This window comes from Nocardioides sp. GY 10127, assembly GCF_004919085.1.
Classification (GTDB): Bacteria; Actinomycetota; Actinomycetes; order Propionibacteriales; family Nocardioidaceae; genus Nocardioides.
Genome location: NZ_STGL01000007.1, coordinates 433,516 through 459,821 on the forward strand (window position 1 = coordinate 433,516; position 26,306 = coordinate 459,821).

The 26,306-nt window shown below is 71.8% G+C and carries 17 protein-coding genes and 1 tRNA gene; 13 read left to right on the plus strand and 5 right to left on the minus strand.

All coding sequences use genetic code 11. From position 1 onward, the window contains the following. Window positions 1–65: 65 nt before the first annotated feature. From lgt to pyk, 4 genes are all read left to right on the plus strand, one after another. Window positions 66–1,049: a prolipoprotein diacylglyceryl transferase gene (lgt, locus tag E8D37_RS14435; protein WP_240770445.1), complete on the plus strand. Its 984-nt coding sequence runs from the start codon at window positions 66–68 to the stop codon at window positions 1,047–1,049. Between the two features lie 274 nt (window positions 1,050–1,323). Next, the gene (gene gltB, locus E8D37_RS14440) at window positions 1,324–5,880 is read left to right on the plus strand and encodes a glutamate synthase large subunit (RefSeq protein ID WP_240770446.1); all 4,557 of its coding nucleotides are present in this window, start codon (window positions 1,324–1,326) and stop codon (window positions 5,878–5,880) included. A 66-nt stretch (window positions 5,881–5,946) separates the two neighbouring features. Next, window positions 5,947–7,413 (plus strand): glutamate synthase subunit beta, encoded by a 1,467-nt coding sequence (locus E8D37_RS14445; protein WP_136570452.1) that lies wholly within the window; start codon window positions 5,947–5,949, stop codon window positions 7,411–7,413. Between the two features lie 237 nt (window positions 7,414–7,650). After that, window positions 7,651–9,114 (plus strand): pyruvate kinase, encoded by a 1,464-nt coding sequence (pyk, locus tag E8D37_RS14450; RefSeq protein WP_136570453.1) that lies wholly within the window; start codon window positions 7,651–7,653, stop codon window positions 9,112–9,114. A gap of 55 nt (window positions 9,115–9,169) precedes the next feature. Here pyk and E8D37_RS14455 read toward each other — a convergent pair. Continuing rightward, window positions 9,170–9,245 (minus strand) — tRNA-Leu (locus E8D37_RS14455). Window positions 9,246–9,334: 89 nt separating this feature from the next. Between E8D37_RS14455 and E8D37_RS14460 the strand changes: the two genes are divergently transcribed. From E8D37_RS14460 to E8D37_RS14480, 5 genes are all read left to right on the plus strand, one after another. Then, a complete protein-coding gene (locus E8D37_RS14460; RefSeq protein ID WP_206055752.1) occupies window positions 9,335–9,937 on the plus strand; it encodes a response regulator in 603 nt (200 codons plus the stop codon). Between the two features lie 322 nt (window positions 9,938–10,259). Next, the gene (locus tag E8D37_RS14465; RefSeq protein ID WP_206055753.1) at window positions 10,260–11,624 is read left to right on the plus strand and encodes a branched-chain amino acid ABC transporter permease; all 1,365 of its coding nucleotides are present in this window, start codon (window positions 10,260–10,262) and stop codon (window positions 11,622–11,624) included. Between the two features lie 11 nt (window positions 11,625–11,635). Continuing rightward, entirely contained in the window at window positions 11,636–12,835 is a 1,200-nt protein-coding gene (locus E8D37_RS14470; protein WP_136570455.1) for a branched-chain amino acid ABC transporter permease, read from the plus strand. After that, a complete protein-coding gene (locus tag E8D37_RS14475; protein ID WP_136570456.1) occupies window positions 12,828–13,793 on the plus strand; it encodes an ABC transporter ATP-binding protein in 966 nt (321 codons plus the stop codon). Before E8D37_RS14470 ends, E8D37_RS14475 begins: the two co-directional genes overlap by 8 nt. Continuing rightward, on the plus strand, window positions 13,790–14,551 hold the full coding sequence (locus tag E8D37_RS14480; protein WP_136570457.1) for an ABC transporter ATP-binding protein: 762 nt from the start codon (window positions 13,790–13,792) through the stop codon (window positions 14,549–14,551). Before E8D37_RS14475 ends, E8D37_RS14480 begins: the two co-directional genes overlap by 4 nt. A gap of 565 nt (window positions 14,552–15,116) precedes the next feature. Here the strand turns inward: E8D37_RS14480 and E8D37_RS14485 are convergent. Together E8D37_RS14485 and E8D37_RS14490 are read right to left on the minus strand one after the other, a co-directional pair. Beyond that, a complete protein-coding gene (locus E8D37_RS14485) occupies window positions 15,117–16,475 on the minus strand; it encodes an ABC transporter substrate-binding protein (RefSeq protein ID WP_206055754.1) in 1,359 nt (452 codons plus the stop codon). Window positions 16,476–16,607: 132 nt separating this feature from the next. After that, complete coding sequence (locus E8D37_RS14490; protein WP_240770447.1) at window positions 16,608–17,375, minus strand: DUF554 domain-containing protein; 768 nt, start codon at window positions 17,373–17,375, stop codon at window positions 16,608–16,610. 84 nt (window positions 17,376–17,459) lie between these two features. Between E8D37_RS14490 and E8D37_RS14495 the strand changes: the two genes are divergently transcribed. Further along, window positions 17,460–18,032 carry a GNAT family N-acetyltransferase gene (locus E8D37_RS14495; RefSeq protein WP_136570458.1) on the plus strand — a complete coding sequence of 191 codons (573 nt, stop codon included), beginning with the start codon at window positions 17,460–17,462 and terminating at the stop codon, window positions 18,030–18,032. A gap of 15 nt (window positions 18,033–18,047) precedes the next feature. Here E8D37_RS14495 and E8D37_RS14500 read toward each other — a convergent pair whose 3' ends face one another. Beyond that, entirely contained in the window at window positions 18,048–18,521 is a 474-nt protein-coding gene (locus E8D37_RS14500) for a hotdog fold thioesterase (RefSeq protein ID WP_136570459.1), read from the minus strand. A gap of 51 nt (window positions 18,522–18,572) precedes the next feature. Here E8D37_RS14500 and polA point away from each other — a divergent pair, with 51 nt between their 5' ends. After that, a complete protein-coding gene (gene polA / locus E8D37_RS14505; RefSeq protein WP_136570460.1) occupies window positions 18,573–21,275 on the plus strand; it encodes a DNA polymerase I in 2,703 nt (900 codons plus the stop codon). A 21-nt stretch (window positions 21,276–21,296) separates the two neighbouring features. Here the strand turns inward: polA and E8D37_RS14510 are convergent, their stop codons facing one another. Beyond that, complete coding sequence (locus tag E8D37_RS14510; protein WP_136570461.1) at window positions 21,297–22,625, minus strand: polysaccharide biosynthesis protein; 1,329 nt, start codon at window positions 22,623–22,625, stop codon at window positions 21,297–21,299. A gap of 245 nt (window positions 22,626–22,870) precedes the next feature. Here E8D37_RS14510 and E8D37_RS14515 point away from each other — a divergent pair, with 245 nt between their 5' ends. Together E8D37_RS14515 and E8D37_RS14520 are read left to right on the plus strand one after the other, a co-directional pair. Continuing rightward, a complete protein-coding gene (locus tag E8D37_RS14515) occupies window positions 22,871–23,518 on the plus strand; it encodes a hypothetical protein (RefSeq protein ID WP_136570462.1) in 648 nt (215 codons plus the stop codon). Continuing rightward, window positions 23,515–26,301, plus strand: coding sequence for a hypothetical protein (locus E8D37_RS14520; RefSeq protein ID WP_136570463.1), 2,787 nt, complete (start codon window positions 23,515–23,517; stop codon window positions 26,299–26,301). The genes E8D37_RS14515 and E8D37_RS14520 overlap by 4 nt, the downstream gene beginning before the upstream one ends. Window positions 26,302–26,306 lie beyond the last annotated feature (5 nt).

Genomic DNA, 26,306 nt, shown 5'->3' on the forward strand with positions numbered 1-26,306 from the left:
CCTCAGCGGCCGCCCACCACCCGCGGCCGCCGATCCCGTCCGTCCCCTGACACGAGAGGCCACCCGTGCCGCTGACCCCCTTGACGGCGCCCCTCGCGGTGCTCGCCATCCCGAGCCCCTCCGAGGGCGTCTGGTACCTCGGGCCGATCCCGATCCGCGCCTACGCGCTGTGCATCATCGCCGGCATCGTGGCTGCCGTCTGGATCGGCGAGCGCCGCTGGATGGCGCGCGGCGGTCGCTACGGCGACGTCCAGGACCTCGCCCTGTGGGCGGTGCCCTTCGGGCTCGTCGGGGCGCGGCTCTACCACGTGCTCACCGAGTGGGAGCGGTACTTCGGGCCCGGCGGGGACCCGTGGGGGGCGCTCTACGTGTGGCGCGGCGGCCTCGGCATCTGGGGCGGCGTCGCCCTGGGCGCGGTGGGCATCGCCATCGGCGCGCGGCGCAAGGGCCTGCGGCTCGCCCCGGTGCTCGACGCGCTGGCGCCCGGCGTCCTCGTCGCGCAGGCGATGGGCCGGTGGGGCAACTACTTCAACCAGGAGCTGTACGGGAAGCCCACGACGCTGCCCTGGGGCCTGGAGATCGACCCGGACCGCGACTCCGTGCGGGCGCAGTACCCCGCCGACACCCTCTTCCAGCCGACGTTCCTCTACGAGTCGCTGTGGGACCTCGGCGCGTTCTTCCTGGTGATCTGGCTCGACCGCCGGTTCAAGCTGGGCCACGGTCGGGTGCTGGCCGCCTACGTGATGGCCTACACCGCCGGCCGCGCCTGGATCGAGTACCTCCGGATCGACTCCGTCGAGCTCTCCGACGTGGGCGGCCTGCGGTGGAACGTGTGGGTCGCGCTGGTCTGCTTCCTGGTGGCCGCCGTGTACTTCGCGATCTCCTCGCGGCTGCGTCCCGGCCGGGAGACCGACGTCCTGACCGCCCGCGGGCACGCCCTGCGGGACGAGGAGCCGGGGGAGGAGCCCGCGGAGGACACCGCGGAGGCCACGGCGGAGGAGCCCGCGGAGGAGCCCGGCGACGACGAGGACCCGCCCGGAGCGTCCTGACGCCCTGCTGACCTGCGGCGACGCAGGTAGCGCGCCGGCCGCGACGGGCCTCACAGGGCCCGCTGCGGCTTCTCACTCCTTGGTCACGGGGTCCGCAGTTCAGGACATCACGAAACCCGGTGGTAATCTTCCCACCGCGAGTGGGCCAATGTCGTCCCCTGCAGTACATGCTGGCGCTGTTGCCAGTTCCGCACCACCCGCCAGCTGCCCGGTGGGCCCGCTCGTCGCACGAGCCGTGGCCTGCCTGGCGCCGACGACGACGGGAGACACCCCGGTGCCCTACCAGCACGCATTCCCGCCGAAGCAGGGCCTCTACGACCCGAGTCACGAGCACGATGCGTGCGGCGTGGCCTTCGTGGCGACCCTGACCGGCGTGGCCAGTCACAGCATCGTGGCGCAGGCGCTCACCGCCCTGCGCAACCTCGAGCACCGCGGGGCCGCGGGCGCCGAGCCCAACTCGGGCGACGGTGCCGGCATCCTCATGCAGGTGCCGGACGCGTTCTTCCGTGCCGTGGCCCCCGAGAGCGACATCGACCTGCCCGCCGCCGGCAGCTACGCGGTGGGTACCGCGTTCCTGCCCGGCGACGAGGCCGCGGTGGCCTCCCAGGTGGCCCGCATCGAGCAGATCGCCGCGGAGGAGGGCCTCCAGGTCCTCGGCTGGCGCGACGTCCCCACGGACCCCTCGATCCTCGGCGCGACCGCCCTGGGCGTCATGCCGACGTTCCGCCAGGTCTTCGTCTCCGGCGCGGAGGCCCTCACCGGCATGCCGCTGGAGCGCCTGGCCTTCTGCCTGCGCAAGCGCGCGGAGCGGGAGACGGACGTCTACTTCCCCTCGCTGTCGAGCCGCACCATCGCCTACAAGGGCATGCTGACGACCGACCAGCTCGACCACTTCTTCCCCGACCTGGTCGACGAGCGCGTCGCCTCGGCGATGGCGGTCGTGCACTCGCGGTTCTCCACGAACACCTTCCCGAGCTGGCCGCTGAGCCACCCGTTCCGGTTCATCGCCCACAACGGTGAGATCAACACCGTCAAGGGCAACCGCAACTGGATGCGGGCCCGCGAGGCGCTCCTGGAGTCCGACCTCATCCCCGGCGACCTGTCGCGCCTGTACCCGATCTGCACGCCCGAGGCCTCGGACTCGGCGTCGTTCGACGAGGTGCTCGAGCTGCTGCACCTGGGCGGCCGCTCGCTGCCCCACGCGGTGCTCATGATGATCCCCGAGGCGTGGGAGAACCACGGCGAGATGGACGAGGCGCGCCGCGCCTTCTACCAGTTCCACGCCACCGTGATGGAGCCCTGGGACGGCCCGGCGTCCGTCGTCTTCACCGACGGCCACCAGATCGGCGCGGTCCTCGACCGCAACGGCCTGCGCCCCTCCCGCTACTGGGTCACCGACGAGGGCCTCGTCGTCATGGCCTCCGAGGTCGGCGTGCTCGACCTCGACCCGGCCAGCATCGTCCGCAAGGGCCGCCTCCAGCCGGGCCGCATGTTCCTCATCGACACCGAGGAGCACCGGATCATCGAGGACGAGGAGGTCAAGGCCGGCCTCGCCGCCGAGCACCCGTACTCGGAGTGGCTGCACGCCGGTCTCGTCCACCTGGACGACGTGCCGGACCGCGAGCACGTGATCCACACCCACGCCTCGGTCACCCGCCGCCAGCAGGTCTTCGGCTACACCGAGGAGGACCTCCGCGTCCTGCTCACGCCGATGGCCAACACCGGCGCGGAGCCGATCGGCTCCATGGGCACCGACACGCCGATCGCGGCGCTCTCGGAGAAGCCGCGGCTGATCTTCGACTACTTCAGCCAGCTGTTCGCGCAGGTCACGAACCCGCCGCTGGACGCCATCCGCGAGGAGCTCGTCACCTCGCTCAACGGCGCCATCGGCCCGGAGTCGAACCTGCTGGACCCCAGCCCCGCCTCCTGCCGGCAGATCGTGCTGCCCTTCCCGGTCATCTCCAACGACGACCTGGCGAAGATCCGGCACATCAACCACGACGGCGACATGCCGGGCTTCATCACCCACGTCTCGCGCGGCCTCTACGACGTGGAGGGCGGCGGCGAGGCCCTGGCCCGCCGCATCGAGGAGATCTTCGGCGAGTGCGACCGCGCCATCGAGCGCGGCGCCCGGGTGATCCTGCTCAGCGACCGGCACTCGACCGCCGAGCAGGCGCCGATCCCGTCGCTGCTGCTCACCGCGGCCGTCCACCACCACCTGGTCAAGCAGAAGACCCGCACCCAGGTCGGCCTGCTGGTCGAGGCCGGCGACGTCCGCGAGGTCCACCACGTGGCCCTGCTCGTGGGCTTCGGCGCCGCGGCGGTCAACCCGTACCTGGCCATGGAGTCGGTCGAGGACCTGGCCCGCGAGGGCTACTACGTCAAGGCCGAGCCCGAGACCGCGGTGAAGAACCTGGTCAAGGCGCTGGGCAAGGGCGTCCTCAAGGTCATGAGCAAGATGGGTGTCTCGACCGTCGCGTCGTACACCGGTGCCCAGATCTTCGAGTGCATCGGCCTCTCCCAGGAGCTCGTCGACACCTACTTCACCGGCACGACCACCAAGCTCGGCGGCGTCGGCCTCGACGTCATCGCCGAGGAGGTCGCCCGCCGGCACCGCACCGCCTACCCGCGCGGCGGCATCCAGCCCGCCCACCGCGAGCTGGCCACCGGCGGCGAGTACCAGTGGCGTCGCGACGGCGAGCCGCACCTGTTCGACCCGGAGACGGTCTTCCGCCTCCAGCACTCGACCCGGTCGGGCCGCTACGACGTCTTCAAGCAGTACACGGCGCGGGTGGACGAGCAGTCCGAGCGCCTCATGACGCTGCGCGGCCTCTTCCAGTTCAAGAGCGCCGCCGACCTGGGTCGCACCCCCGTCCCGCTGGACGAGGTCGAGCCGGTCAGCGAGATCGTCAAGCGCTTCTCCACCGGCGCGATGTCGTACGGCTCCATCTCCATGGAGGCGCACGAGACCCTCGCGATCGCGATGAACCGCCTCGGCGCGAAGTCGAACACCGGTGAGGGCGGCGAGGACCCGGAGCGTCTCTACGACCCCGAGCGCCGCTCCGCGATCAAGCAGGTGGCCTCGGGCCGCTTCGGCGTGACCTCGGAGTACCTGACCAACGCCGACGACATCCAGATCAAGATGGCGCAGGGTGCCAAGCCCGGCGAGGGCGGCCAGCTGCCCGGCCACAAGGTCTACCCGTGGGTGGCGAAGACCCGGCACTCGACGCCGGGCGTGGGCCTCATCAGCCCGCCGCCGCACCACGACATCTACTCGATCGAGGACCTGGCTCAGCTGATCCACGACCTCAAGAACGCCAACCCGCTGGCCCGCATCCACGTGAAGCTGGTCTCCGAGGTCGGCGTGGGCACCGTGGCCACGGGCGTCTCCAAGGCGCACGCGGACGTCGTGCTCATCTCGGGTCACGACGGCGGCACCGGCGCGTCCCCGCTCACCTCGCTCAAGCACGCGGGCGGCCCCTGGGAGCTCGGCCTGGCCGAGACCCAGCAGACCCTGCTGCTCAACGGGCTGCGCGACCGGATCGTCGTGCAGACCGACGGCCAGCTCAAGACCGGTCGCGACGTCGTCGTGGCCGCGCTGCTGGGCGCCGAGGAGTTCGGCTTCGCCACGGCTCCGCTGGTGGTCTCGGGCTGCATCATGATGCGCGTGTGCCACCTCGACACCTGCCCGGTGGGCGTGGCCACCCAGAACCCCGTCCTGCGCGAGCGCTTCTCGGGCAAGCCGGAGTTCGTCGTGAACTTCTTCGAGTACATCGCCGAGGAGGTCCGGGAGTACCTGGCCGAGCTCGGGTTCCGCTCCATCGACGAGGCCATCGGCCAGGTCGCGGCGCTGGACACCCGCAAGGCGGTCGACCACTGGAAGGCGCACGGCCTCGACCTGACGCCCATCCTGCACGAGCCCGACACGTCGGCGTTCCCCGAGCAGGACCTCAAGTGCACCAAGACCCAGGATCACGGGCTCGAGAAGAGCCTCGACGTCCTGGAGCTCGTGCCGCTGGCCCAGCCGGCGCTCGAGAACGGCGAGCCGGTGCGCGCCCAGCTGCCGATCCGCAACGTCAACCGGACCGTGGGCACGATCCTCGGCCACGAGGTGACCAAGCGGTACCGCGGCGAGGGTCTGCCGGACGGCACGATCGACGTCACCTTCACCGGCTCCGCCGGCCAGTCGTTCGGTGCCTTCATCCCCAAGGGCGTCACGCTGCGCCTCGAGGGCGACGGCAACGACTACGTGGGCAAGGGCCTCTCCGGCGGCCGGATCGTGATCCGCCCCGACCGGGCGGCGACGTTCAAGGCCAACGAGCACATCATCGCGGGCAACACGCTGGCCTACGGCGCGACCACCGGCCAGGTCCTGGTCCGCGGTGGCGTCGGCGAGCGCTGCTGCGTGCGCAACTCGGGCGCCTGGGTCGTGACGGAGGGCGTGGGCGACCACGCCGCCGAGTACATGACCGGCGGTCGCCTGGCCGTCCTCGGCAAGACCGGCCGCAACTTCGCGGCCGGCATGTCGGGCGGCATCGCGTGGGTCCTGGACCTCAAGCCGTTCCGGGTGAACACCGAGCTGGTGGACCTGGGCCCGGTCGAGGGCCAGGCCGCCGTCGAGCTCGAGCAGATGGTGCGCACCCACTTCGAGGAGACCGGCTCCGAGGTCGCCGAGCAGCTGCTCGCCGACTGGGACGCCGCGCTCGCCCGCTTCACCGAGGTCATGCCGCGCGACTACCGCACGGTCCTCGAGGCGAAGGCGAAGGCCGAGGCCGCCGGCCTCGACGAGAACGAGACCGCGAACGCGATGATGGAGGCTCTCCATGGCTGATCGCCTGGTTCCCACCTTCCCGTGCGCGGTGCGCACGGCCAGCACGACGATGGAGGGCTGAGCAAGATGGCTGACCCGAAGGGCTTCCTCAAGGAGGGACGTCAGGTCGCCGGCCGTCGTCCCGTCGAGGAGCGCGTCAACGACTGGGACGAGGTCTACCCGGACGGCATCGGTCGCGCGCTGCTGCCGATCATCACGCCGCAGGCGAGCCGCTGCATGGACTGCGGCATCCCGTTCTGCCACCAGGGCTGCCCGCTGGGCAACATCATCCCGGAGTGGAACGACCTGGTGTGGCGCGGTGACTGGAAGGACGCCATCGAGCGTCTGCACGCGACCAACAACTTCCCGGAGTTCACCGGTCGCCTCTGCCCGGCGCCCTGCGAGACCGCCTGCGTGCTGGGCATCAACCAGGACCCGGTGACCATCAAGAACGTCGAGGTCTCGATCATCGACCGCGCGTGGGAGTCGGGTCACGTGACCCCGCAGCCGCCGGAGTGGCTCTCGGGCCGCACCGTCGCGGTCGTCGGGTCGGGCCCCGCGGGCCTCGCCGCCGCGCAGCAGCTCACCCGTGCCGGCCACACCGTGGCCGTCTACGAGCGGGCCGACGCCATCGGTGGCCTCCTGCGCTACGGCATCCCCGAGTTCAAGATGGAGAAGAAGCACCTCGACCGGCGTCTGGACCAGATGCGCCGCGAGGGCACCGTCTTCCGGGCGGGCGTGGACGTCGGTGCGGAGCTGACCGGCGAGAAGCTGGTCGAGCGCTACGACGCGGTCGTCCTGGCCATGGGCTCGACGGTCGCTCGCGACCTCAACGCCCCGGGCCGCCAGCTCGGTGGCATCCACCAGGCGATGGAGTTCCTGCCGCAGGCCAACCGCGTCGCGGTGGGCCAGAGCGTCGAGGGGCAGATCACCGCGACCGACAAGCACGTCGTCATCATCGGCGGCGGCGACACCGGCGCGGACTGCCTCGGCACGTCCATCCGCCAGGGCGCGAAGTCGATCACCCAGCTGGAGATCATGCCGCAGCCCGGTGAGGACCGGCCCGCGGGCCAGCCCTGGCCGACCTACCCGATGATCTACCGCGTCTCCTCGGCCCACGAGGAGGGTGGCGAGCGCGTCTACTCGGCCTCCACGAAGGAGTTCGTTGGCGACGAGACCGGTCACGTCAAGGCGCTGCGCCTCGTCGAGGTCGTCTTCGAGGGCGGCAAGCTGACGGAGGTCGAGGGCACCGAGCGGGAGATCCCCGCCGACCTGGTGCTGTTCGCGATGGGCTTCACCGGCCCGCAGCGCACCGGCCTCGTGGAGCAGCTCGGCCTCGAGCTGGACGAGCGCGGCAACATCAAGCGCGACGGCGACTACGCCTCGTCCCGCCCCGGCGTCTTCGTGGCCGGCGACGCCGGTCGCGGCCAGTCGCTCATCGTGTGGGCGATCGCCGAGGGCCGCGCGGCGGCCTCCAAGGTGGACGCGTACCTCACCGGTTCCACGGCGCTGCCCGCGCCGGTCAAGCCGACGGACCGCCCGCTGATGGCCTGAGCGCCGCACCCCGTAGCTCCACGCCCGACGCCGGGCCGACCCTCGTGGTCGGCCCGGCGTCGGCGTTCCCGGGCACACCCCCGGCCTCCATCGGACCCCGGGACGAGGGAGTGGCGCGCGACACGCCGACGGGGCGCGGAACTTATCAGACAAGTTCTGGCAGGTGAGGGGTGAAGAGTGGTGGTCCAGTGGGTAGCCGGTGTCTGGATCGATCCAATCTGCGGCTAGTCTGGTCGGGTGCGTAGAGCCAAGATCGTCTGCACCCTGGGACCCGCCACGGAGTCCCCCCGCCGCATCCGTGAACTCGTGTACGCCGGCATGGATGTCGCGCGTCTCAACATGAGCCACGGAAGCCAGGAGGAGCACGCGGAGCGTTACCACCACGTGCGCTCCGCGAGCGACGACAGCGGCAAGGCCGTTGCCGTCCTCGCCGACCTCCAGGGCCCCAAGATCCGTCTGGAGAAGTTCGCCGACGGACCCGTCCACCTCCGTCGAGGCATGGAGTGGACCATCACGACCCGGGACGTCCCGGGCGACGCCGAGAGCTGCGGCACCACCTACAAGGGCCTGCCCGGCGACGTGAAGGTCGGCGACCCGATCCTCATCGACGACGGCAAGGTCCGCCTCCGCGCCATCGAGGTCGACGAGACCGACGTGCGCTGCGAGGTCCTGGTCGGCGGCAAGGTGTCCGACCACAAGGGCATCAACCTGCCCGGCGTCGCCGTCTCCGTCCCCGCCATGAGCGAGAAGGACATCGAGGACCTGCGCTTCGCGCTGCACCTCGGCGTCGACTTCATCGCGCTGTCCTTCGTCCGCGACGCCAAGGACGCGGCCGACGTGCGCGAGATCATGGAGGAGGAGGGCATCTTCCGCCCGATCATCGCCAAGATCGAGAAGCCCCAGGCGATCGACAACCTCGACGAGGTCATCCGCGCGTTCGACGGCTTCATGGTGGCCCGCGGCGACCTTGCCGTGGAGTGCCCGCTGGAGGACGTGCCCTTCCTGCAGAAGCAGATCGTCGAGAAGGCGCGCCTCAACGCCAAGCCGGTCATCGTCGCGACCCAGATGCTCGAGTCGATGATCTCCAGCCCGTCGCCGACCCGCGCCGAGGCCTCGGACGTCGCCAACGCCGTCCTCGACGGTGCCGACGCGGTCATGCTCTCGGGCGAGACCAGCGTGGGTGACTACCCGATCCACACCGTGGAGACGATGGCCCGCATCGTCGAGGCGACCGAGCGTCGAGCGCTGGCCGACGACCGCCTCGGCTTCGCCGACATCCAGTGGCGCCCGCGGACCAAGTCCGGCGTCATCGCCAAGGCGGCCGGCGACGTGGCCGAGGGCGTGGACGCGTCCTACCTGGTGGCTTTCACGACCACCGGCGACACCGCGCGCCGCATGTCCCGCCTGCGCGGGCGTGCGCCCATCCTGGCCTTCAGCCCCGAGCGCCAGGTCCGGTCGCGCCTCGCCCTCACGTGGGGCGTGGAGACGTTCCTGACCGAGGACGCCGAGCACACCGACCAGATGGTGCGCCAGGTCGACGAGGCGCTGCTGAAGATCGGCCGCGTCGAGGAGGGCGACCTGGTCGTGATCGTGGCCGGTGCGCCCCCGGGCATCCCCGGTTCGACCAACGCGCTCCGGGTCCACCGCATGGGCGACGCGATCAACCACGTCACCCCGGCCTACGAGCCGCGCGAGTCCTGAGCAGACGCGACGAGGGCCGCCCCACCGGAAGGTGGGGCGGCCCTCGTCGCATTCCTGGTGCCCCGGGTGGGACTCGAACCCACACTGGCGGTGGTTTGAGCACCGTGTCTCTGCCGTTGGACTACCGGGGCGGGGCCAGGGGAAGGGTACAAGGCTCCGCGACACGTGATGTCCCTCGCCCGCCGAGCCGGACAGCGGGCGGGTGGCCTAATCTTCTCGCGTGAGCACCGCAGCTTCCCCCCGCACCGTCGTCATCGCCGAGGACGAGGTCCTCATCCGCATGGACCTGGCCGAGATGCTGGGCGAGGAGGGCTACGACGTCGTGGGCCAGGCCGGCGACGGCCAGCAGGCGATCGAGCTCGCCGAGTCGCTGCGGCCCGACCTCGTCATCGTCGACGTCAAGATGCCGGTCCTCGACGGCATCGCGGCCGCGGAGTCGATCGCCGGTCAGCGCATCGCGCCGGTCATCGTGCTCACCGCCTTCAGCCAGCGCGACCTCGTGGAGCGGGCGCGCGACGCCGGGGCCATGGCCTACCTCGTCAAGCCGTTCTCCAAGAGCGACCTCGTGCCCGCCATCGAGATGGCGGTGAGCCGCTTCGCCGAGGTGGCCGCCCTGGAGTCCGAGGTCGCCGACCTCACCGAGCGGCTCGAGACCCGCAAGGTCGTCGACCGGGCCAAGGGTGTCCTCCAGGCCCAGCTCGGGCTCTCCGAGGCCGACGCGTTCCGGTGGATCCAGAAGACGGCCATGGACCTGCGCCTGTCGATGCGTCAGGTGGCCGACGGCGTCCTGACCCACGGCCCGGACCTCGCGGCCGGCAGCTGAGCCACCGCTGAGGGCCCTGGGCCCTTCTCCTTCACGCAGCGGCGTCGCGGAGCAACAACCCTGCCCGCGAGCCACCCCGTCCCGGCCCCGTCACCTCGCGCAGAAGTTCCCGGTCAGTAGCCGGGCGGCGCAGGTCACGGGGCCGGTCACGGTCCGGGACCGTTCGGTCTCACCTCGGAAACGACGGGGTAAAGCAGCCGCTTCCCCCGCTGACGAAAGCCCTGACATGTGGTTGGGTTGGCGGGTTCCGGGCCACACCTAGGCCCGCGCGCACGCGTACGAGCGCATGCTCGAGCACGCTCGAAGAAGGAGAACCATCTTGGTGTCCACCACACCGACCTGGGGGCGCCCCCGGGCCAGGGGCGCGACGGGGCTGATCGCTCTTGTCGCCGCGCTGGCCGGCGGGCTGCTCCTCCTGGCGGCCCCCGGGGCCTCTGCGACGACCACCTCCACGTTCTGCGTCCCGCAGGCCGACGTCTCCGCCTGTGTCAGCGGCACCGTCGGCAACCGTACCGACCCCATCGAGGGCGCGGACGTCACGCTGCTGGACGAGAACGAGGCCGAGGTCGACACCGTGACCACCGGTGCCGACGGCAAGTTCAGCTTCCAGGTCGACAAGGCCGGCACGTACTACGTGTCCGTGGACCCGGACTCGCTGCCGGACGACCAGGAGATCATTCCTCCCGCGGACAAGTTCCAGGGTCCTGACGGCAGCCTCATCGTGACCGTGACGCTCGGGCAGACCACCGTCCCCGCGCTCGAGGTCCGCTCCGTGGACTACAAGGCGGGCGGTGCCGGTCTCGGCACCCAGCTCATCCAGAGCGTCGTCCAGGGCCTGCGCCTCGGCCTGCTCCTGGCGCTGGCGTCGATCGGCCTCTCGCTGATCTACGGCACGACGGGCCTGTCGAACTTCGCACACGCGGAGCAGGTGACGCTGGGCGGCATGCTCGGCTACGCCTTCTGCAACGTGCTCGGCCTGAACCTCTGGCTCGGCGTGGTCATCGTGACCCTCATCTGTGCGGCCACCGGCTACGCCCAGGACCGCATCCTCTGGCAGCCGCTGCGCCGCCGCGGCCTGGGCCTGACCCAGCTGATGATCGTCACGATCGGCCTCTCGATGGCCGCGCAGTACACCTTCCAGTTCTTCGTGGGCGCCGACACCCAGAAGGTCGTCGTGGAGTCGTTCTCCAGCTTCACGGTCGGCCCGGTCACCCTCACCTGGATGTCGCTCATCGCCATGGGCATCTCCCTGGTCGTGATCGGCCTCGTGGGCTACGTCCTCCTCTTCACGCGCGTCGGCCAGGCCACGCGCGCGGTCTCGGACAACCCGGCCCTCGCCGCGGCGTCCGGCATCGACGTCGACAGGATCATCCGGGGCGTGTGGACGGCCGCGGCCGGCCTCGCCGGCCTCGGCGGCATCCTCTACGCGCTCGTCGTCTCCAACGGCATCCGCTGGGACACGGGCATGCAGATCCTGCTGCTGCTGTTCGCCGCCGTCACCCTGGGTGGCCTCGGCACGGCGTTCGGCGCCTTCATCGGCGCGATCATCATCGGCCTCGTCGTCGAGCTCGCCGGCCCCCTCGGGGCGCCCGGTGACCTCAAGTACGCCGTCGCCCTGATCATCCTGATCCTTCTGCTCCTCGTGCGGCCCCAGGGCCTGCTCGGGCGTGCTTCGCGGGTCGGCTGAGGAGGACCACTGTGGACACGATCCTGAACATCCTGTCGAACTCCGTGGAGGAGGCCATCGCGCCGACCACCGCGGGTCTCGTCATCGCCGTCATCGGCCTGAACATCCACTTCGGCTTCACCGGCCTCATGAACATCGGCCAGGCCGGCTTCATGCTGCTCGGTGCCTACGGCATGGCCATCTCCATCACCCAGGGCCTGGGCATGTTCCTGGCCGTCGTGGTCGGCCTGCTCGTCGCCGTCGTCTTCGCCTTCATCCTGGGCGCACCGACACTGAAGCTACGAGGGGACTACCTCGCGATCGTCACGATCTCCGCAGCGGAGATCATCCGGTACGTAGGACGCCTCGCGGCGCTCGAGCCGTGGACCGGTGGCTCCCAGGGCATCTTCGGCAAGAGCTACCAGCCGGCCTTCGTGAAGCTGTCGTTCTTCGGTGACGGGTCCTTCACCCTGCTGCCCGTCAACTACAAGAGCCTCGGTCTCGGCACCGCCGGGCAGACCATCGGTCTCCTCCTGCTCATCGCCGTCATCGTCGCGCTGGTCATGCTCGCCAAGGCGATGCGGACCGGCGAGGGCACCCTCGCCGGGCTGGCCGCCAACCGCACCGTGGCGCGCGTCGTCATGACCGTGCTCGGCGTCCTGACCTTCGTCCTGATGTTCTTCGTCTTCCCGGTCAGCTACGGCCGCACCGGCACCAACGGCTGGTGGGTCCGCGCCGTCGCCTGGTTCTTCGTGGGCGTCTCGCTGCTCATCACCTGGCTGCTGGTCCGCAGCCCCTGGGGCCGTGCCCTCAAGGGCGTGCGTGAGGACGAGGAGGCCATGCGCTCGCTCGGCAAGAACGTCTACGTCATCAAGATGCAGGCGCTCATCATCGGCGGCATGTTCGGTGCCTTCGGCGGCATGGTCTACGTGATCAGCCAGTCGGTGCAGGCGGACGCCATGGGTCGGCAGCTGACCTTCTTCGCCTACACCGCGCTCCTGCTCGGTGGCGCGGCGGCGATCTTCGGCCCGGTCCTCGGCACCACGCTGTTCTTCGGTGCCCGCATCCTCATCCGCGGTCTGGCCGCTGCCTACATCCCGAACTCGATCATGGGTGACCAGCAGACGGAGCAGTTCAGCTACATCGTGGTCGGCGTCGGCCTGATGCTGCTGGTCATCTTCCGACCGCAGGGAATCCTCGGCAACAAGAGGGAGCTCCGGTTCAATGTCTGAGACCACCCTGAACCTCGCGGACCCGGCCGCCCGCCAGGCGCTCATGGCGGGCGTCGAGCGCACGCCCGGTGCCGCCAAGCCCGACCCGATCCTCAAGGTCGACACGATCGTCCGCCAGTTCGGCGGCGTCACGGCCGTCAACGTCGACCACCTCGAGGTCCAGCGCGGCGTCATCACCGCGCTGATCGGCCCCAACGGTGCCGGCAAGACGACCTTCTTCAACCTCATCACCGGCTTCGACACCCCGTCCTCGGCCGGCAAGGGCGCCCACTGGGCGTTCGACGGCCGCACGCTGGACAAGACGTCCGCGTCGTCGGTGGCGAAGTCCGGCATGGTCCGCACGTTCCAGCTCACCAAGTCCCTCAACCGCATGACGGTGATGGACAACATGATGCTGGGCGCGCAGAACCAGACCGGCGAGAAGCTGGGCCTGTCCTGGCTGAAGCCGACCTGGGCCAAGCAGGAGAAGGAGATCGCGGAGAAGGCCGAGGCGCTCCTCGACCGCTTCAAGCTCCTCGCCAAGAAGGACGACTACGCAGGCGGCCTCTCCGGCGGCCAGCGCAAGCTCCTCGAGATGGCGCGCGCGCTCATGACGGACCCGAAGATGATCATGCTCGACGAGCCGATGGCCGGTGTGAACCCGGCGCTGACGCAGTCGCTGCTGGGCCACATCCAGGCCCTGCGTGACGACGGGATGACCGTCCTCTTCGTCGAGCACGACATGCACGTCGTCCGCCACATCTCCGACTGGGTCGTGGTGATGGCGGAGGGCCGCGTCGTGGCCGAGGGCCCCGCCGACACCGTCATGTCCGACCCGGCCGTGGTCGACGCCTACCTGGGCGCCCACCACGACACCGACCTCGGCGACGACTCGCTGCTCGAGGACGGCGACCCGATGGAGAAGCAGATCGAGGCCGAGGTCGCGGCCGAGGAGCAGGCCGAGGAGGGTCAGTCGTGAGCGACACCAAGCCGCTGATCGAGATCAGCAACGTGGTGGCGGGCTACCTGCCCGGCGTCAACATCCTCAACGGCTGCAGCCTCACGGCTCACGCCGGCGAGATCATCGGCATCATCGGCCCCAACGGCGCGGGCAAGTCCACGCTGCTCAAGGCGATGTTCGGTCTGGTGAAGATCCACGAGGGCACCGTGACCCTCGGTGGCAAGGACATCACCAACATGCGCACCAACAAGCTGGTGGAGATGGGTGTCGGGTTCGTCCCGCAGACGAACAACGTCTTCCCGTCCCTGTCGGTGGAGGAGAACCTGCGCATGGGCCTGTTCCTGCGGCCCAAGAAGCTGCGGGAGCGCCTGGACGCCATGTACGACCTGTTCCCCAACCTGCACGAGCGCAAGGACCGGTCCGCCGGTGCGCTCTCCGGTGGTGAGCGCCAGTCGCTGGCCATGGCCCGCGCCCTCATGATGGAGCCCTCCGTCCTGCTGCTCGACGAGCCCTCCGCGGGTCTGTCGCCGGTGCGTCAGGACGAGACCTTCATCCGCACCCGCAAGATCAACAAGACCGGTGTCTCGGTCGTGATGGTCGAGCAGAACGCCCGCCGCTGCCTGCAGATCTGCGACCGCGGCTACGTGCTGGACCAGGGCAAGGACGCCTACTCGGGCGCCGGCCGCGAGCTGGCCGACGACCCCCGGGTCATCGAGCTGTACCTCGGCACCCTGGCCAAGGACGTCGACGCCGAGCGCGACGACCTGGCTCACTGAGCCTGCGCGGCCACCCGGCCGCCCGGCACCCTCGAGGGCCGCTCCCGGACATCGTCCGGGAGCGGCCCTCCTGCTTTTCCCGCTGCCCGCGGGGCCGCCGCTGGCCGCCGGGCTGGTGGGTGGGCGGTGTGTGAGCAACCTTCCGGCGGCGTCAGAGGGTTGGTGGGGCACCGCTGGTGGGCGTGGCTGTGGTGGGGCGGTGGGTGGGTAACCGTGCGGCGGCGTCAGAGGGTTGCTGCGGCACCGCTGGTGGGCGTGGCTGTGGTGGGGCGGTGGGTGGGCAACCGTGCGGCGGCGTCAGAGGGTTGCTGAGGCACCGCTGGTGGGGGCTGGTGGGCGTGGCCGTGCCGGGCGGTGTGTGAGCCCAAGGGCGTCAGACGGTTGCTGCGGCACCGCTGGTGGGCGTGGCTGTGGTGGGGCGGTGCGTGAGCAACGTCCGGGAGCGCCAAACGGTTGCTGGCACACCGCCCACCGGCCCCGGGGACGCGAAGAGCCCCCCGGACCCTGAGGTCCGGGGGGCTCGTCGGTGGAGCTGGCTGGTCACACCAGCGTCAGGGGGAGTCGATCAGGACTTGGAACCCTGGACGGTGGTGGTGAGGACCGGCTTGTTGTCGGCGTCGAACTGGTAGATGCCGACGTAGGCCGACGACGGGTCGTTCTCGTCGTCGATCGGGCCGATGCCCGACGGGCCCTCGTAGTGGATCTCCTTGCCCTCGTCGAGCAGCGCGATGCAGTCGGCGTAGGAGGTGCACTCCTCGCCGTCGGTCGCGCCGGACACGGCGGCGAAGTTCGCCTGGACCGCGGTCGACTTGGTCGAGCCACCCTTGTAGGCCGCGAGGGCCGCGAGGATGGTGGCGTCGTAGGACTCGGCGCCGTAGGAGTAGTCGTCCAGGCCCTCACCGTTGGCGGACTCGTACCAGCCGCTCAGGCGGTCCTTGAAGTCCTGCGACGCGTCGGCGCCGGGGATGGTGCCCTGAGCGCCCTCGAGCGTGCCGGCCTCGAAGTCGGCCGAGTAGTCGGCCGTGTTGCCGTCGGTGAAGTACGTCGCCGGCATGTCCCAGCCCTGGGAGACGAGCTCGGGCACGATGGCCTTGGTCTCGTCGAAGGCGAGGACGACGATCGCGTCGGGGTTCGAGTTGATCGCGGCGGAGACCTCGGAGGAGAACGTGGTCTGACCGGCCGGGAACTCGTCGCCGTCGCCCTTGCAGCCGTAGGTGCAGGAGCCGCCGGCGGACTCGATGGTCGACTGGACGACGTCACGCCGGCCGGTGCCGTAGGTGTCCGAGAACACCAGGAAGGCGACCTTCGAGTAGCCGTCGGAGGCGATCAGGTTGCCCAGCGCGTTGCCCTGGATGCCGTCCGGCGGGGCGGTGCGGAAGTAGAAGTCCGAGTAGCCGGACAGGTCGACCGCGGTGTTCGCGGGGGAGACCTGGGTGATCTTGGCGTCGGTCAGCGCGTCCACGAAGTTCAGCGAGACGCTGGAGGAGGCAGCGCCGATGACGACGGAGGCACCCGAGCGGATCAGCTGGCGGGCCGAGGCGGTGGAGACCGACATGTCGGTCGAGTCGCCGGAGTCCAGGATCTGCGTGCAGGCGGAGGAGCCGTTCACGCCGCCGGCGGCGTTGATGTCGGACACAGCGAGGCCGACACCGGCGATCTCCGGCGGGCCGAGGAACGCGAGGTTACCGGTCAGCGGCAGGATGCCGCCGGCCTTGAAGGTGTCGTCGACCGACGTGCCGCTGGCGCACTCGTCGTTGGTGAACGACTCGTCAGCAGCAGCGGAGGAGCTGTCGCTGGCGGAGGCGGAGCTGTCGCTGTCGCTCGCCGAGGTGTCACTCTCGGAGCCGCACGCGGTGAGCGCGAGGCCCAGCGCAGCGGTTCCGGCCATGACCTTCAGCCAGCCGGAGGTGGTGGTTCGCTTCACGCGGAAACCTTTCTTGTCCGTGGTGAGGTGCTCAGGACGTCGTCCGGTCCGGACGCGCCCACAGCGTGCTCACCGTACAAAGCCAGCGGCCCCTCAAACCTCCGTGAGCCGTGTCGTTGCGCAATCGTGACGTCACCGCAAACAGGCCACGACCTGCGCCAGCACCGGTGCCACGAGGACGGCGGGCAGCAGGTCGGCCACGGCGATCTCGCGCAGCCGCAGCAGGCGCAGGGCCACGCCGACGAGGAGCACGCCGCCGGTCGCGGTGACCGCCGCGAGGTGGCCGGCAGGCAGGACGTCGCCGACGGCGACGCCGACGAGCGTGAGCGAGCCCTGCAGCACCAGGACGGTCAGGACGCTGGCCGCGACCCCCCAGCCGAAGGACGCCGCGAACGCGATGGCGGCGAAGCCGTCCAGTGCCGCCTTGAGGTACAGCTGCTCGGCCCCGTTGCCCAGACCGTCCGAGAGCGAGCCGAGGATGGTGAGCGGCCCGGTGCAGAACACCAGCGAGGAGACGACGAAGCCCTCGACGAACCGCTGCCTCGCGGGGCCGGCCTCGCCCCGGGTCAGCCGGGCCTGCACCCAGCCGCCGAGCTGCTCGACCCGCTGCTCCAGGCGCAGCAGGGAGCCCACGATGCCGCCGAGCAGCACCGAGCCGAGCACCACGAGCATGGGCGCGGACGGCCCCACGAGCTCGGCGAGGTCGGGGGAGAGCACCTCCATCGCGGACGTGCCGGCGATGAGGAGCGTGACCAGGCCGAGGCCGTCGGTGACGAGGTCCCGGGTGCGCTCCGGCAGGCGGTGGCCGAGCGCGACGCCGAGGGCGGAGCCCACGAGCACGGTGGCGGCGTTGACGAGGGTGCCGGTTCCGGGGATCAGGGGTGGCCTCCTGGAGCGCACGGGTGCAGGACGGCGGTGCCTGCGGGGCAGACAGTATTCTTGTCCGGCTCGGGCGTGCGTCCGGGCGGGGGAGGTAGGTGGCCGATGGCGCGCAGCGACGTGACCCTGCGGGAGGCCCGCGTCGAGGACGCGCTGTTCCTGGCCGAGGTCTGGGCGGGCGCGCTGTTCCGCGGTGACGTGGCCGAGCAGGTGGCCCACCTCGAGGTCGTCGTGAAGACCGCTGCCGCCAGCCCCCAGGAGCTGCTGCTCGTCGCCGAGGTCGGGGGCTCGCCCGCGGGCGCCGTCCTGCTCCGGGTGGGGGCGCTCAGCCCCCTCGACCCCCAGCTGGTCGTCCAGTCCTTCGGCCCGCAGGTCGTCGACAGCCACCGCCGCCACGGCGTCGGCCGACGGCTGCTCGAGGCGGCCACCGAGTTCGCCGAGCACCACGGCGTCTCGCACGTGGTGACCGCGGCGGCCGCCTCCTCGCGGGAGGCCAACCGCTTCATGGCCCGGCTCGGGCTGCGACCCCTGGCCGTCGTGCGCAGCGGGAGCGTCCTGCAGCTGCGGGCGCGGATCGAGGCCCAGCGGCCGGACCGCCGCTCGCTCGCCCAGGTGCGGGCGCAGGCGGTGGTGTCCCGCCGCAGCGTGCGCCGCCGGACGGCCCGCCCCGAGGCCTGAGGCCAGGGAGCCGCCTCAGCCGCCCAGGCGCTCCTTCGGCAGGACGCTGCAGGTCAGCCGTGCCGTGCACACGCGCCGGCCCCGGTCGTCCGTGATCACGACCTCCCAGGCGCTGGAGGACCGGCCGACGTGCGCCGGCGTGGCGGTGCCCGTGACGACCCCTGAGCGTGCGGAGCGGTGGTGGGTCGCGTTGAGGTCGACCCCGACCGCGACGCCGTCGGGCCAGGCGGCCAGCCCCGCGGCCACGGACGCGACCGTCTCGGCCAGGACGGCCGACGCGCCACCGTGGAGCAGGCCGAAGGGCTGGGTGTTGCCCTCGACCGGCATGGTGGCGACCACCCGGTCACTCGTCACCTCGACGAGCTCGATGCCCATCCGCCGGTTCAGCGCGCCGTCGCCGTCCGGCAGCGCCGCCAGGAAGGCGCGCACCTGCTCCGCCCGGTCCGAGTCGGTGCCGGTGGACGTCGCTGGGGGCTCGGTGGCGCTCATGGGCACAACCTAGCCGCGGGCGCTGTCGGTGCCGCTGACTAGAGTCTCTGCGTGCCCGAGACGACGCCTGCCTCCGACCGCCCGCGGCTGCTCCTGCTGGACGGCCACTCGCTGGCCTACCGCGCGTTCTTCGCGCTGCCGGTGGAGAACTTCTCCACGAGCACCGGCCAGCACACGAACGCCGTCTACGGCTTCACCTCGATGCTCATCAACGTGCTGCGCGACGAGCAGCCCACCCACGTCGGCGTGGCCTTCGACGTCTCCCGCCAGACCTTCCGCATGGCCGAGTACAGCGAGTACAAGGCCACCCGGCAGAAGACCCGGCCCGAGTTCTCCTCCCAGCTCCCGCTCATCGAGGAGGTCCTCGAGGCGCTGCACATCCCCTTCCTGAAGAAGGACGGGTTCGAGGCCGACGACATCATCGCGACGCTCACGACACGCGCGCTGGCCGAGACCGACATGGAGGTCCTGATCCTCACGGGCGACCGTGACTCCCTCCAGCTCGTCACCGACCGCTCGACCGTGCTCTACCCGATGCGCGGGGTTTCCGACCTGGCACGGATGACGCCGGCCGCCGTGGAGGAGAAGTACAAGGTGCCGCCCGCGCGCTACCCCGAGCTCGCGGCGATCGTGGGGGAGACCTCCGACAACCTCCCCGGCGTCCCCGGGGTCGGACAGGGCTTCGCGGCCAAGTGGATCAACACCTACGACGGCCTGGACAACGTCATCGCCCGGGCCGACGAGATCGCCGGCAAGAAGGGCGAGGCGTTCCGGGAGCACCTGGGCGACGTCATCCGCAACCGGCGGCTCAACGCCCTGGTCCGGGACCTCCCGCTCGAGCTCGGCCCCGATGACCTGGCGGTGCGACCGTGGGACCGCCAGGCCGTCCACACGCTCTTCGACGGCCTGGAGTTCCGCGTCCTGCGCGACCGGCTCTTCGAGACCCTCTCCTCCGAGGAGGAGGTGGACGGGTCGGGCTTCGAGGTCGAGGGCTCCCGCCTGGGCGAGGGCGAGGTGGCGCCGTGGCTGGCCGAGCACGCCGTCGGGACGGTCGGCCTGACCGTCCAGGGCACCTGGCGCGCCGGCACCGGCGAGGTCCACTCCCTCGCGCTGGCCTCGGCCTCCGGGGAGGCCGCCTGGCTGGACGCCGCGACGGTGACGCCCGAGGACGACGCGGCGGTCGCGACCTGGCTGGCCGACCCCGCCCGCCCGAAGGTCCTGCACGACGCGAAGGGGCAGATGCACGCGCTCGCCGCCCGGGGCTGGCCGCTGGCCGGGCTGCAGAGCGACACCGCGCTGGCCGCCTACCTGGTCCGCCCCGACCAGCGCTCGTACGACCTCGCCGACCTGGTGCTGCGCTACCTCAAGCGCGAGCTCGTCGCCGGGGCGGCCGACGACGGCCAGCTCGCGCTGGACGCCCTGGCCGAGGACGACGCGGAGGACCGGGCGGCCACGACGGCGATGCTCCACGCGCGTGCCGTGCTGGACCTCGCGGAGGCCCTGGACGGCGAGGTGGCCTCGCACGGCGGCGAGGAGCTCCTGCGCGACGTGGAGCTCCCGCTGGTCCACCTGCTGGGCCGCATGGAGGCCACGGGCATCAGCGTCGACACCGAGCACCTGGAGTCCCTCGAGGCGCACTTCGGTGCCGAGGTGCGGGCCGCCGCCGACGAGGCGTACGCGGTGATCGGCAAGGAGATCAACCTGGGCTCGCCCAAGCAGCTCCAGGTCGTCCTCTTCGACGAGCTCGACATGCCCAAGACCAAGCGCACCAAGACCGGGTACACGACGGACGCGGACGCGCTGCAGAGCCTCTACGTGAAGACGGAGCACCCGTTCCTGCTGCACCTGCTGCGTCACCGTGACGTGATCCGCCTGCGACAGACGATCGAGGGGCTGCTCAAGACGGTCCAGCCCGACGGGCGGATCCACACGACGTTCAACCAGACGATCGCCGCCACCGGCCGCCTGTCCAGCACCGAGCCGAACCTGCAGAACATCCCGATCCGGACGGAGGAGGGCCGCCGCATCCGCGAGGCCTTCGTGGTGGGCGAGGGGTACGAGTCGCTCATGACGGCGGACTACAGCCAGATCGAGATGCGGATCATGGCGCACCTCTCCGAGGACGCCCTGCTCATCGAGGCCTTCCGCTCGGGGCAGGACTTCCACTCGATCACGGCGGCCCGGGTCTTCGGCGTGGACGCGGCCGAGGTCGGCGTCGAGCAGCGCGCGAAGATCAAGGCGATGAACTACGGCCTGGCCTACGGGCTCTCGGCCTTCGGGCTCTCCCAGCAGCTCGGCATCGACGCCGGTGAGGCGCGCGGCCTCATGGACGAGTACTTCGAGACCTTCGGCGGCGTGCGGGACTACCTCGGCGGGGTGGTGGAGGAGGCCCGGCGCACGGGCTTCACCGAGACCATCCGCGGCCGGCGCCGCTACCTGCCCGACCTCACCAGCGACAACCGCCAGCGGCGCGAGATGGCCGAGCGGATGGCGCTGAACGCCCCCATCCAGGGCTCCGCCGCGGACCTGATCAAGGTGGCCATGCTGGACGTCCAGGCGGCCCTCGAGGCCGAGGGGCTGCGCTCCCGGCTGCTCCTCCAGGTCCACGACGAGCTCGTGCTCGAGGTCGCCCCCGGCGAGGGCGCGGCGCTCGAGGAGCTCGTCCGCGACCGGATGGGTGCCGCGGCGTCGCTCACCGTCCCGCTGGACGTGTCGGTGGGCACCGGGTCGTCCTGGCACGACGCCGCGCACTGAGGCGCGGGAGCGCCCGCCGCGTCAGGCGGCGGGCTGCCCGGAGTGCTGCCCGGTGTCCTGGTCGGTCTCCGGCTCGAGGTCCTGACCCAGGCGGTGCAGGCTCAGGCCCAGCAGGACGAGCAGCAGGACGGCGTCCACGGCGATGACGACGGCGACGAGGCCGTCGAGCGTGGACGCCGTGGAGCCCAGGCCGGCGAGCGCGACGACGCCGAGCCACACCAGCCACTGCGAGCGGCGACCCTGCCGGGCGAGCACCGAGTAGACGAGCAGCTGGAGCATCGACAGCATCGTGCCCAGCACGGCGAACAGCCAGAGCAGGCCCTGGACGTCCGCGTACTCCGCCCCGCCGACGAAGACCAGCGCGACCGCCGAGAGCACCCACGCGCCGACGGTGCACACGACACCGATGCCGAGCACGGCCAGGAGGCTGCGCAGCAGGGACCGTCGCCGCTGCGAGGCGGTGGACAGCGACGGGAACGCCACGACGACCACGAACTGCGGCAGGAACAGGACGGCCTTGGTGAGGATCAGGCCCGCGGCGTAGAGGCCCGCGTCGTGCTCGTCGAGCAGGTTGCGGGCGAGCACGATGTCGAGGTTGGAGAGCAGGAAGAAGGCGAGCAGGGCGAGCGAGGCGCCCACGGCCTCGCGGGCCACCGGCCTGGCGGCCGCGGGGGCGTGCGACTCCGGGCCGCCCGTCTCCTGTCCGCGGGGTCGCAGGGCGACCCAGCCGACCAGCGCCGGGACCACCATCGCCACGGTCACGCCGACCATGGCGCCGGTCTCGCTGGGCCACACCACGAGGGCGAGGGCGCCGAGCACGAGCCGGGGGACACCCAGGCCGAGGTAGAGCAGCGACAGCGCGAGCCAGCGGCGTTCGCCCTGGAGGACGCCGGCCTGCCCGCCCGAGACGGTGAGGGGCACCGAGGCGGCGGCGACGAGGAGCGCGGGCCAGATCGAGTCCAGGTGCAGGAGCCGCACGACCAGCGGGCTGAGCACGACCATGCCCACGCCCATGAGCAGGGAGGCGCGCCACGTGACCCGCAGGACCGCCCGCTCGATGGCGCCGACGGCGTCGGGCTGGGCCGCGACGCGCCGGGCCGCGACGGCCTGGAGGCCGAGCTGTCCGACGCCGACCACCATCAGCAGCGCCATGAGGGAGGCGACCGCGCCGTACTGGGTCGGGCCCAGCAGCCGCGCGGACACCATCTGGAACCCGTAGGTCGAGACGTTCATGACGCCCATCGCCACGGCGATGCCGGCCGAGCTGCTCAGCAGCGTGCCGACGCGACCGCGAGGGCCGCGACGGGTCGGGGCGGTCTCCTCGGGGGCAGGGGTGGAGAGGGAGGTCACCGGTTCATCGTAGGCAACCTGTGAGCGGCCACTGGGCCGAACCAGGTGAACTGCGGTGCACCGTGTGGTGAAGGTCCTGCGGACCGGCCGCGACACCGCCGGACGAACTCACGAGTAACAAGACGTGACGGCGGTCACTTTTTGGGTTACCTTCTCGCTCGCGTCTGGTTCCGGGGAGGGAGTCCAGCGCCCGCCGTGGCCATTCGGCCCCGCGGTCGTCACCTACTCGGAGGGAGCGCTGTCGCATGCGCACGTCCGTCTACTCGAGCAGCGTCGTGGCACTCGGCGCCGGCCTGCTCGTCGTCCTCGGCTCGGGTCGTCTCGACCTGGCCCCGACCGCCCTGGCGGGCATCGCGCTGGGTGCGGTGACCTGGCTGGTCAACGACCGTTCGCCGGTCCAGCGGGTCTCCGCGGTCGTCGTCGGCCTCGTGGCCTGCTGGGTGGGCTACGTCGTCCGCGCCGCCCTGCTGCCCGACACCCCTGCGGGCCACGCCCTGTCCGTCGTCCTCACCGTCCTGCTCGTCGGCGCCGTGGCCGTCGGCAGCGGCGAGCGCCTGCCCCTGTGGGCCGGCCTCCTCGGCGCCGGCGTGCTCGCCGCCGTCTACGAGCAGACCTACGTGGCGGCTCCGCCGCAGGTGCTCTCGACCTCGACCTCGACGATCACCGGGCTGCTCGTCTCCGCCGTGACCGGTCTGGTCCTGGTCTCCCTGACCGACCCCGGCCAGCGCTCGCGCAGCCGTGGCGCCGACGGCGCCGCCCCGCAGGGCCCGTCGGAGGACGGGACCGCCACCACCGACCAGTCCACCACCGGCCAGTCCACCACCGGCCAGTCCACCACCGGCCAGTCCACCGACTCCGGCCTGGGCATCGTCACCACGGAGGCGGGCCGATGAGCACCCGACGTCGTTCCGCCGCCGTGGCCGGTCCGGCCGCCGCCCTGCTCCTCGTCGCCGCGGTCAGCACCGCCGGCCTGCCGGCCGCGTCGGCGGCCGACGACTCCTCCGGCGACGTCGACGTCGTCAACACCGAGACCGTCCAGATCTACACCGACGCCAGTGGCGCGCCGCAGTCCAGCCGCCTCTACGAGCAGCTCTCCCTCACCGGCGAGGGCGACGTCACGGTCAAGAACCCCGTGGCGACCAGCGGCCTGCGCAACCTCGACGGCTTCTCCGGCGTGAGCACGGAGGGCGGCGTCCAGGTCGCCGACGTCCACGTGGACGGCGCGAGCGAGCTCCGCTCGGTCAGCGACTACGACGGCGACCTGCCGATCACGCTGGACGTCGTCTACCTGCTCGACGGCGAGCAGGTGGACCCCTCGGAGATCGTCGGCGCCACCGGCCACCTCGAGGTCCGCTACACCGTCACCAACACCTCCGCGCAGCCGACCGAGATCACCTACGACGACGGCAACGGCGGGACGGTCACCGACACCGTCTCGGTGCCGCTGCCGATGGTCGCCAGCCTCACCACCTCGGTCCCGGCGTCCTTCACCGGCGTCACGAGCGAGGCCGCCAACATGGCCGGTGACGGCAAGGGCGGCATGATCCTCAGCTTCACGATGACGCTCATCCCGCCGATCGGGTCGGACTCGAGCACGGTCGGCTGGAGCGCGGACATCACCGACGGTCTCGTGCCGGACGCCGAGCTCACGGCCCTGCCGGTGGACCCGCTGTCCAGCCCGACGTTCGCCACCGCCGCCACCTCCTACCAGGGCGGCGCCGACACCGGCGCCGAGCTGGCCTCCGGGGCGGCGCAGATCGACTCCCACCTGCTCGAGCTGCGCGACGGCGCGGCCCAGCTCCTGGCCGGCCTCGTGCAGCTGCGCGACGGCGCGGACGAGCTGAGCGCCGGCCTCACCGACGACGCCGCCCCCGGCGCGCAGAAGGTCGCGGACGGTGCGGGGCAGCTGCGCTCCGGGCTGGGCCAGCTCTCGGACGGTGCGGGACAGCTCGCGGACGGCACGGGCGAGCTGCTCGTGGGCGCCGACAAGATCAACGCCGGCGGGCAGCGCCTCGGCGCGGGCGCCGGTCGGCTCGCGGACGGTCTCGAGCAGGCGGACGACGGTGCCCAGGAGCTGCGCTCGGGTGCGGCGCGGCTGGCCCGTGGGCTGGGCAGGGCGAGCTCGGGGGCCGAGCAGGTCGGCGACGGCGCCACCAAGCTGTCCGCCGGCGCGGACCAGCTGGCGGCCGGCACCAAGGCGGCACGCAACGGCAGCGCCGACCTCACCGACGGCCTCGCCCAGATCTCCGCGGGCCTCGACGCCCTGAGCGGGTCGAGCGGGCTGGGCGCCGCGGCGGACGGCGTCGCCGCCCTCCAGGCCGGCGTCGCGCAGATCCAGGCCGGCCTGGGTTCCGACTCCGACCCGGCCAGCCTCGTGGGCGGGCTCCAGGCGCTCTCCACCGGCCTCGGTCAGGCCGAGACGGGTGCGAGCCAGATCCACGGCGGTCTCGTCGCGCTGCGCAGCGACACCAGCGGGCTCGGCGCCGCCAAGGCCGGCGTGGACCAGGTGAAGGCCGGGCTCGACGCGGCCGCCGGCAGCGGCGGGTCCATCGACCAGCTCAAGACGTCCATCCTCGGGGTCAAGACGCTGGCGTGGTGCACCGCCGACGCCCAGTGCGGCGCCACCATGGACGCGCTCGCCGCGGCCGTCGAGAGCAGCCGGACGAGCACCCAGCAGGCCTCGGCCGGGCTGGGCCAGGTCTCGAGCGGACTCGCCACCGCGCTGGCGGCGCTGGACACCCAGCTCGTGCCGGGCGCCTCCCAGCTGGCCACCAGCCTGGGTCAGGCCAAGACGGGCAGCCAGCAGCTGCACACGGGCGCCCAGCAGGCCGCCGGTGGCGTCGGGCAGGTCTCGGCGGGGCTGGACGCCCTCGCCGACGGCCTCACCGCCGCCGTCCAGGGCGCGCTCCAGCTCAGCGCCGGGGCGCAGGCGGCCCACACCGGCAGCGCGCAGCTCGAGGCCGGTCTCGGCCAGCTCGACGACGGGGCCGGCGCACTCGCCGACGGTGCCGACCAGCTCGCGGACGGCTCCCAGGAGCTCGCGGACGGCACCGTGAAGCTCGCCGACGGCAGCGTCCTGCTGGCCGACGGCACGGTGGAGCTCGCCGACGGCACCGGGCGCCTCCTGACCGGGGCCCAGCAGCTCTCCGCGGGCGCGGACCGCCTCTCGGCCGGCACCGGGGAGCTCGCCGACGGGGCGGGGCAGCTGGACGACGGCGCGCAGCAGCTCGCCGACGGGGCGCAGCAGGCCGCCGACGGCTCGGGCGACCTGGCCGACGGCTCGGCCCTGCTCGCCTCCGGCCTGCAGAACGCCGCGACCGGGTCCCAGCAGCTCGCCGACGGCCTCCACCAGGCCGCCGACGGCGCCCCCGCGCTCGTCGACGGGGCCCAGCAGCTCTCCGACGAGGGCACCTCGCAGCTGGTCTCGGCGGGCGAGGACACGGCTCAGTCCTACGGCGCCATGTACGCCACGCTGGCCGCCCAGGCCGAGCGCGCGCAGACGGAGTCGATGGTCGTGGGCGCCCCCGAGGGCGCCGTCGGCCTCGCCGCCTACTCCTTCCAGGTGCAGGGCGAGGACGGGGAGACCGGCCGTGACGTGAACCGCGGGCTGCTTGCGGGCGGCATCGTCCTGGCCGGTGCCGGCGTGATGCTGCTGCGGCGCAAGCTGCTCGGCTGACGCGT

Bases quoted from the DNA above. Each gene is read 5' to 3' on its own strand.
- E8D37_RS14445 (WP_136570452.1), top strand. From the start codon at position 5,947: ATGGCTGACCCGAAGGGCTTCCTCAAGGAGGGACGTCAGGTCGCCGGC.
- E8D37_RS14475 (WP_136570456.1), top strand. From the start codon at position 12,828: ATGTCTGAGACCACCCTGAACCTCGCGGACCCGGCCGCCCGCCAGGCG.
- E8D37_RS14495 (WP_136570458.1), top strand. From the start codon at position 17,460: ATGGCGCGCAGCGACGTGACCCTGCGGGAGGCCCGCGTCGAGGACGCG.
- E8D37_RS14500 (WP_136570459.1), bottom strand. From the start codon at position 18,521: ATGAGCGCCACCGAGCCCCCAGCGACGTCCACCGGCACCGACTCGGAC.
- E8D37_RS14515 (WP_136570462.1), top strand. From the start codon at position 22,871: ATGCGCACGTCCGTCTACTCGAGCAGCGTCGTGGCACTCGGCGCCGGC.
- E8D37_RS14520 (WP_136570463.1), top strand. From the start codon at position 23,515: ATGAGCACCCGACGTCGTTCCGCCGCCGTGGCCGGTCCGGCCGCCGCC.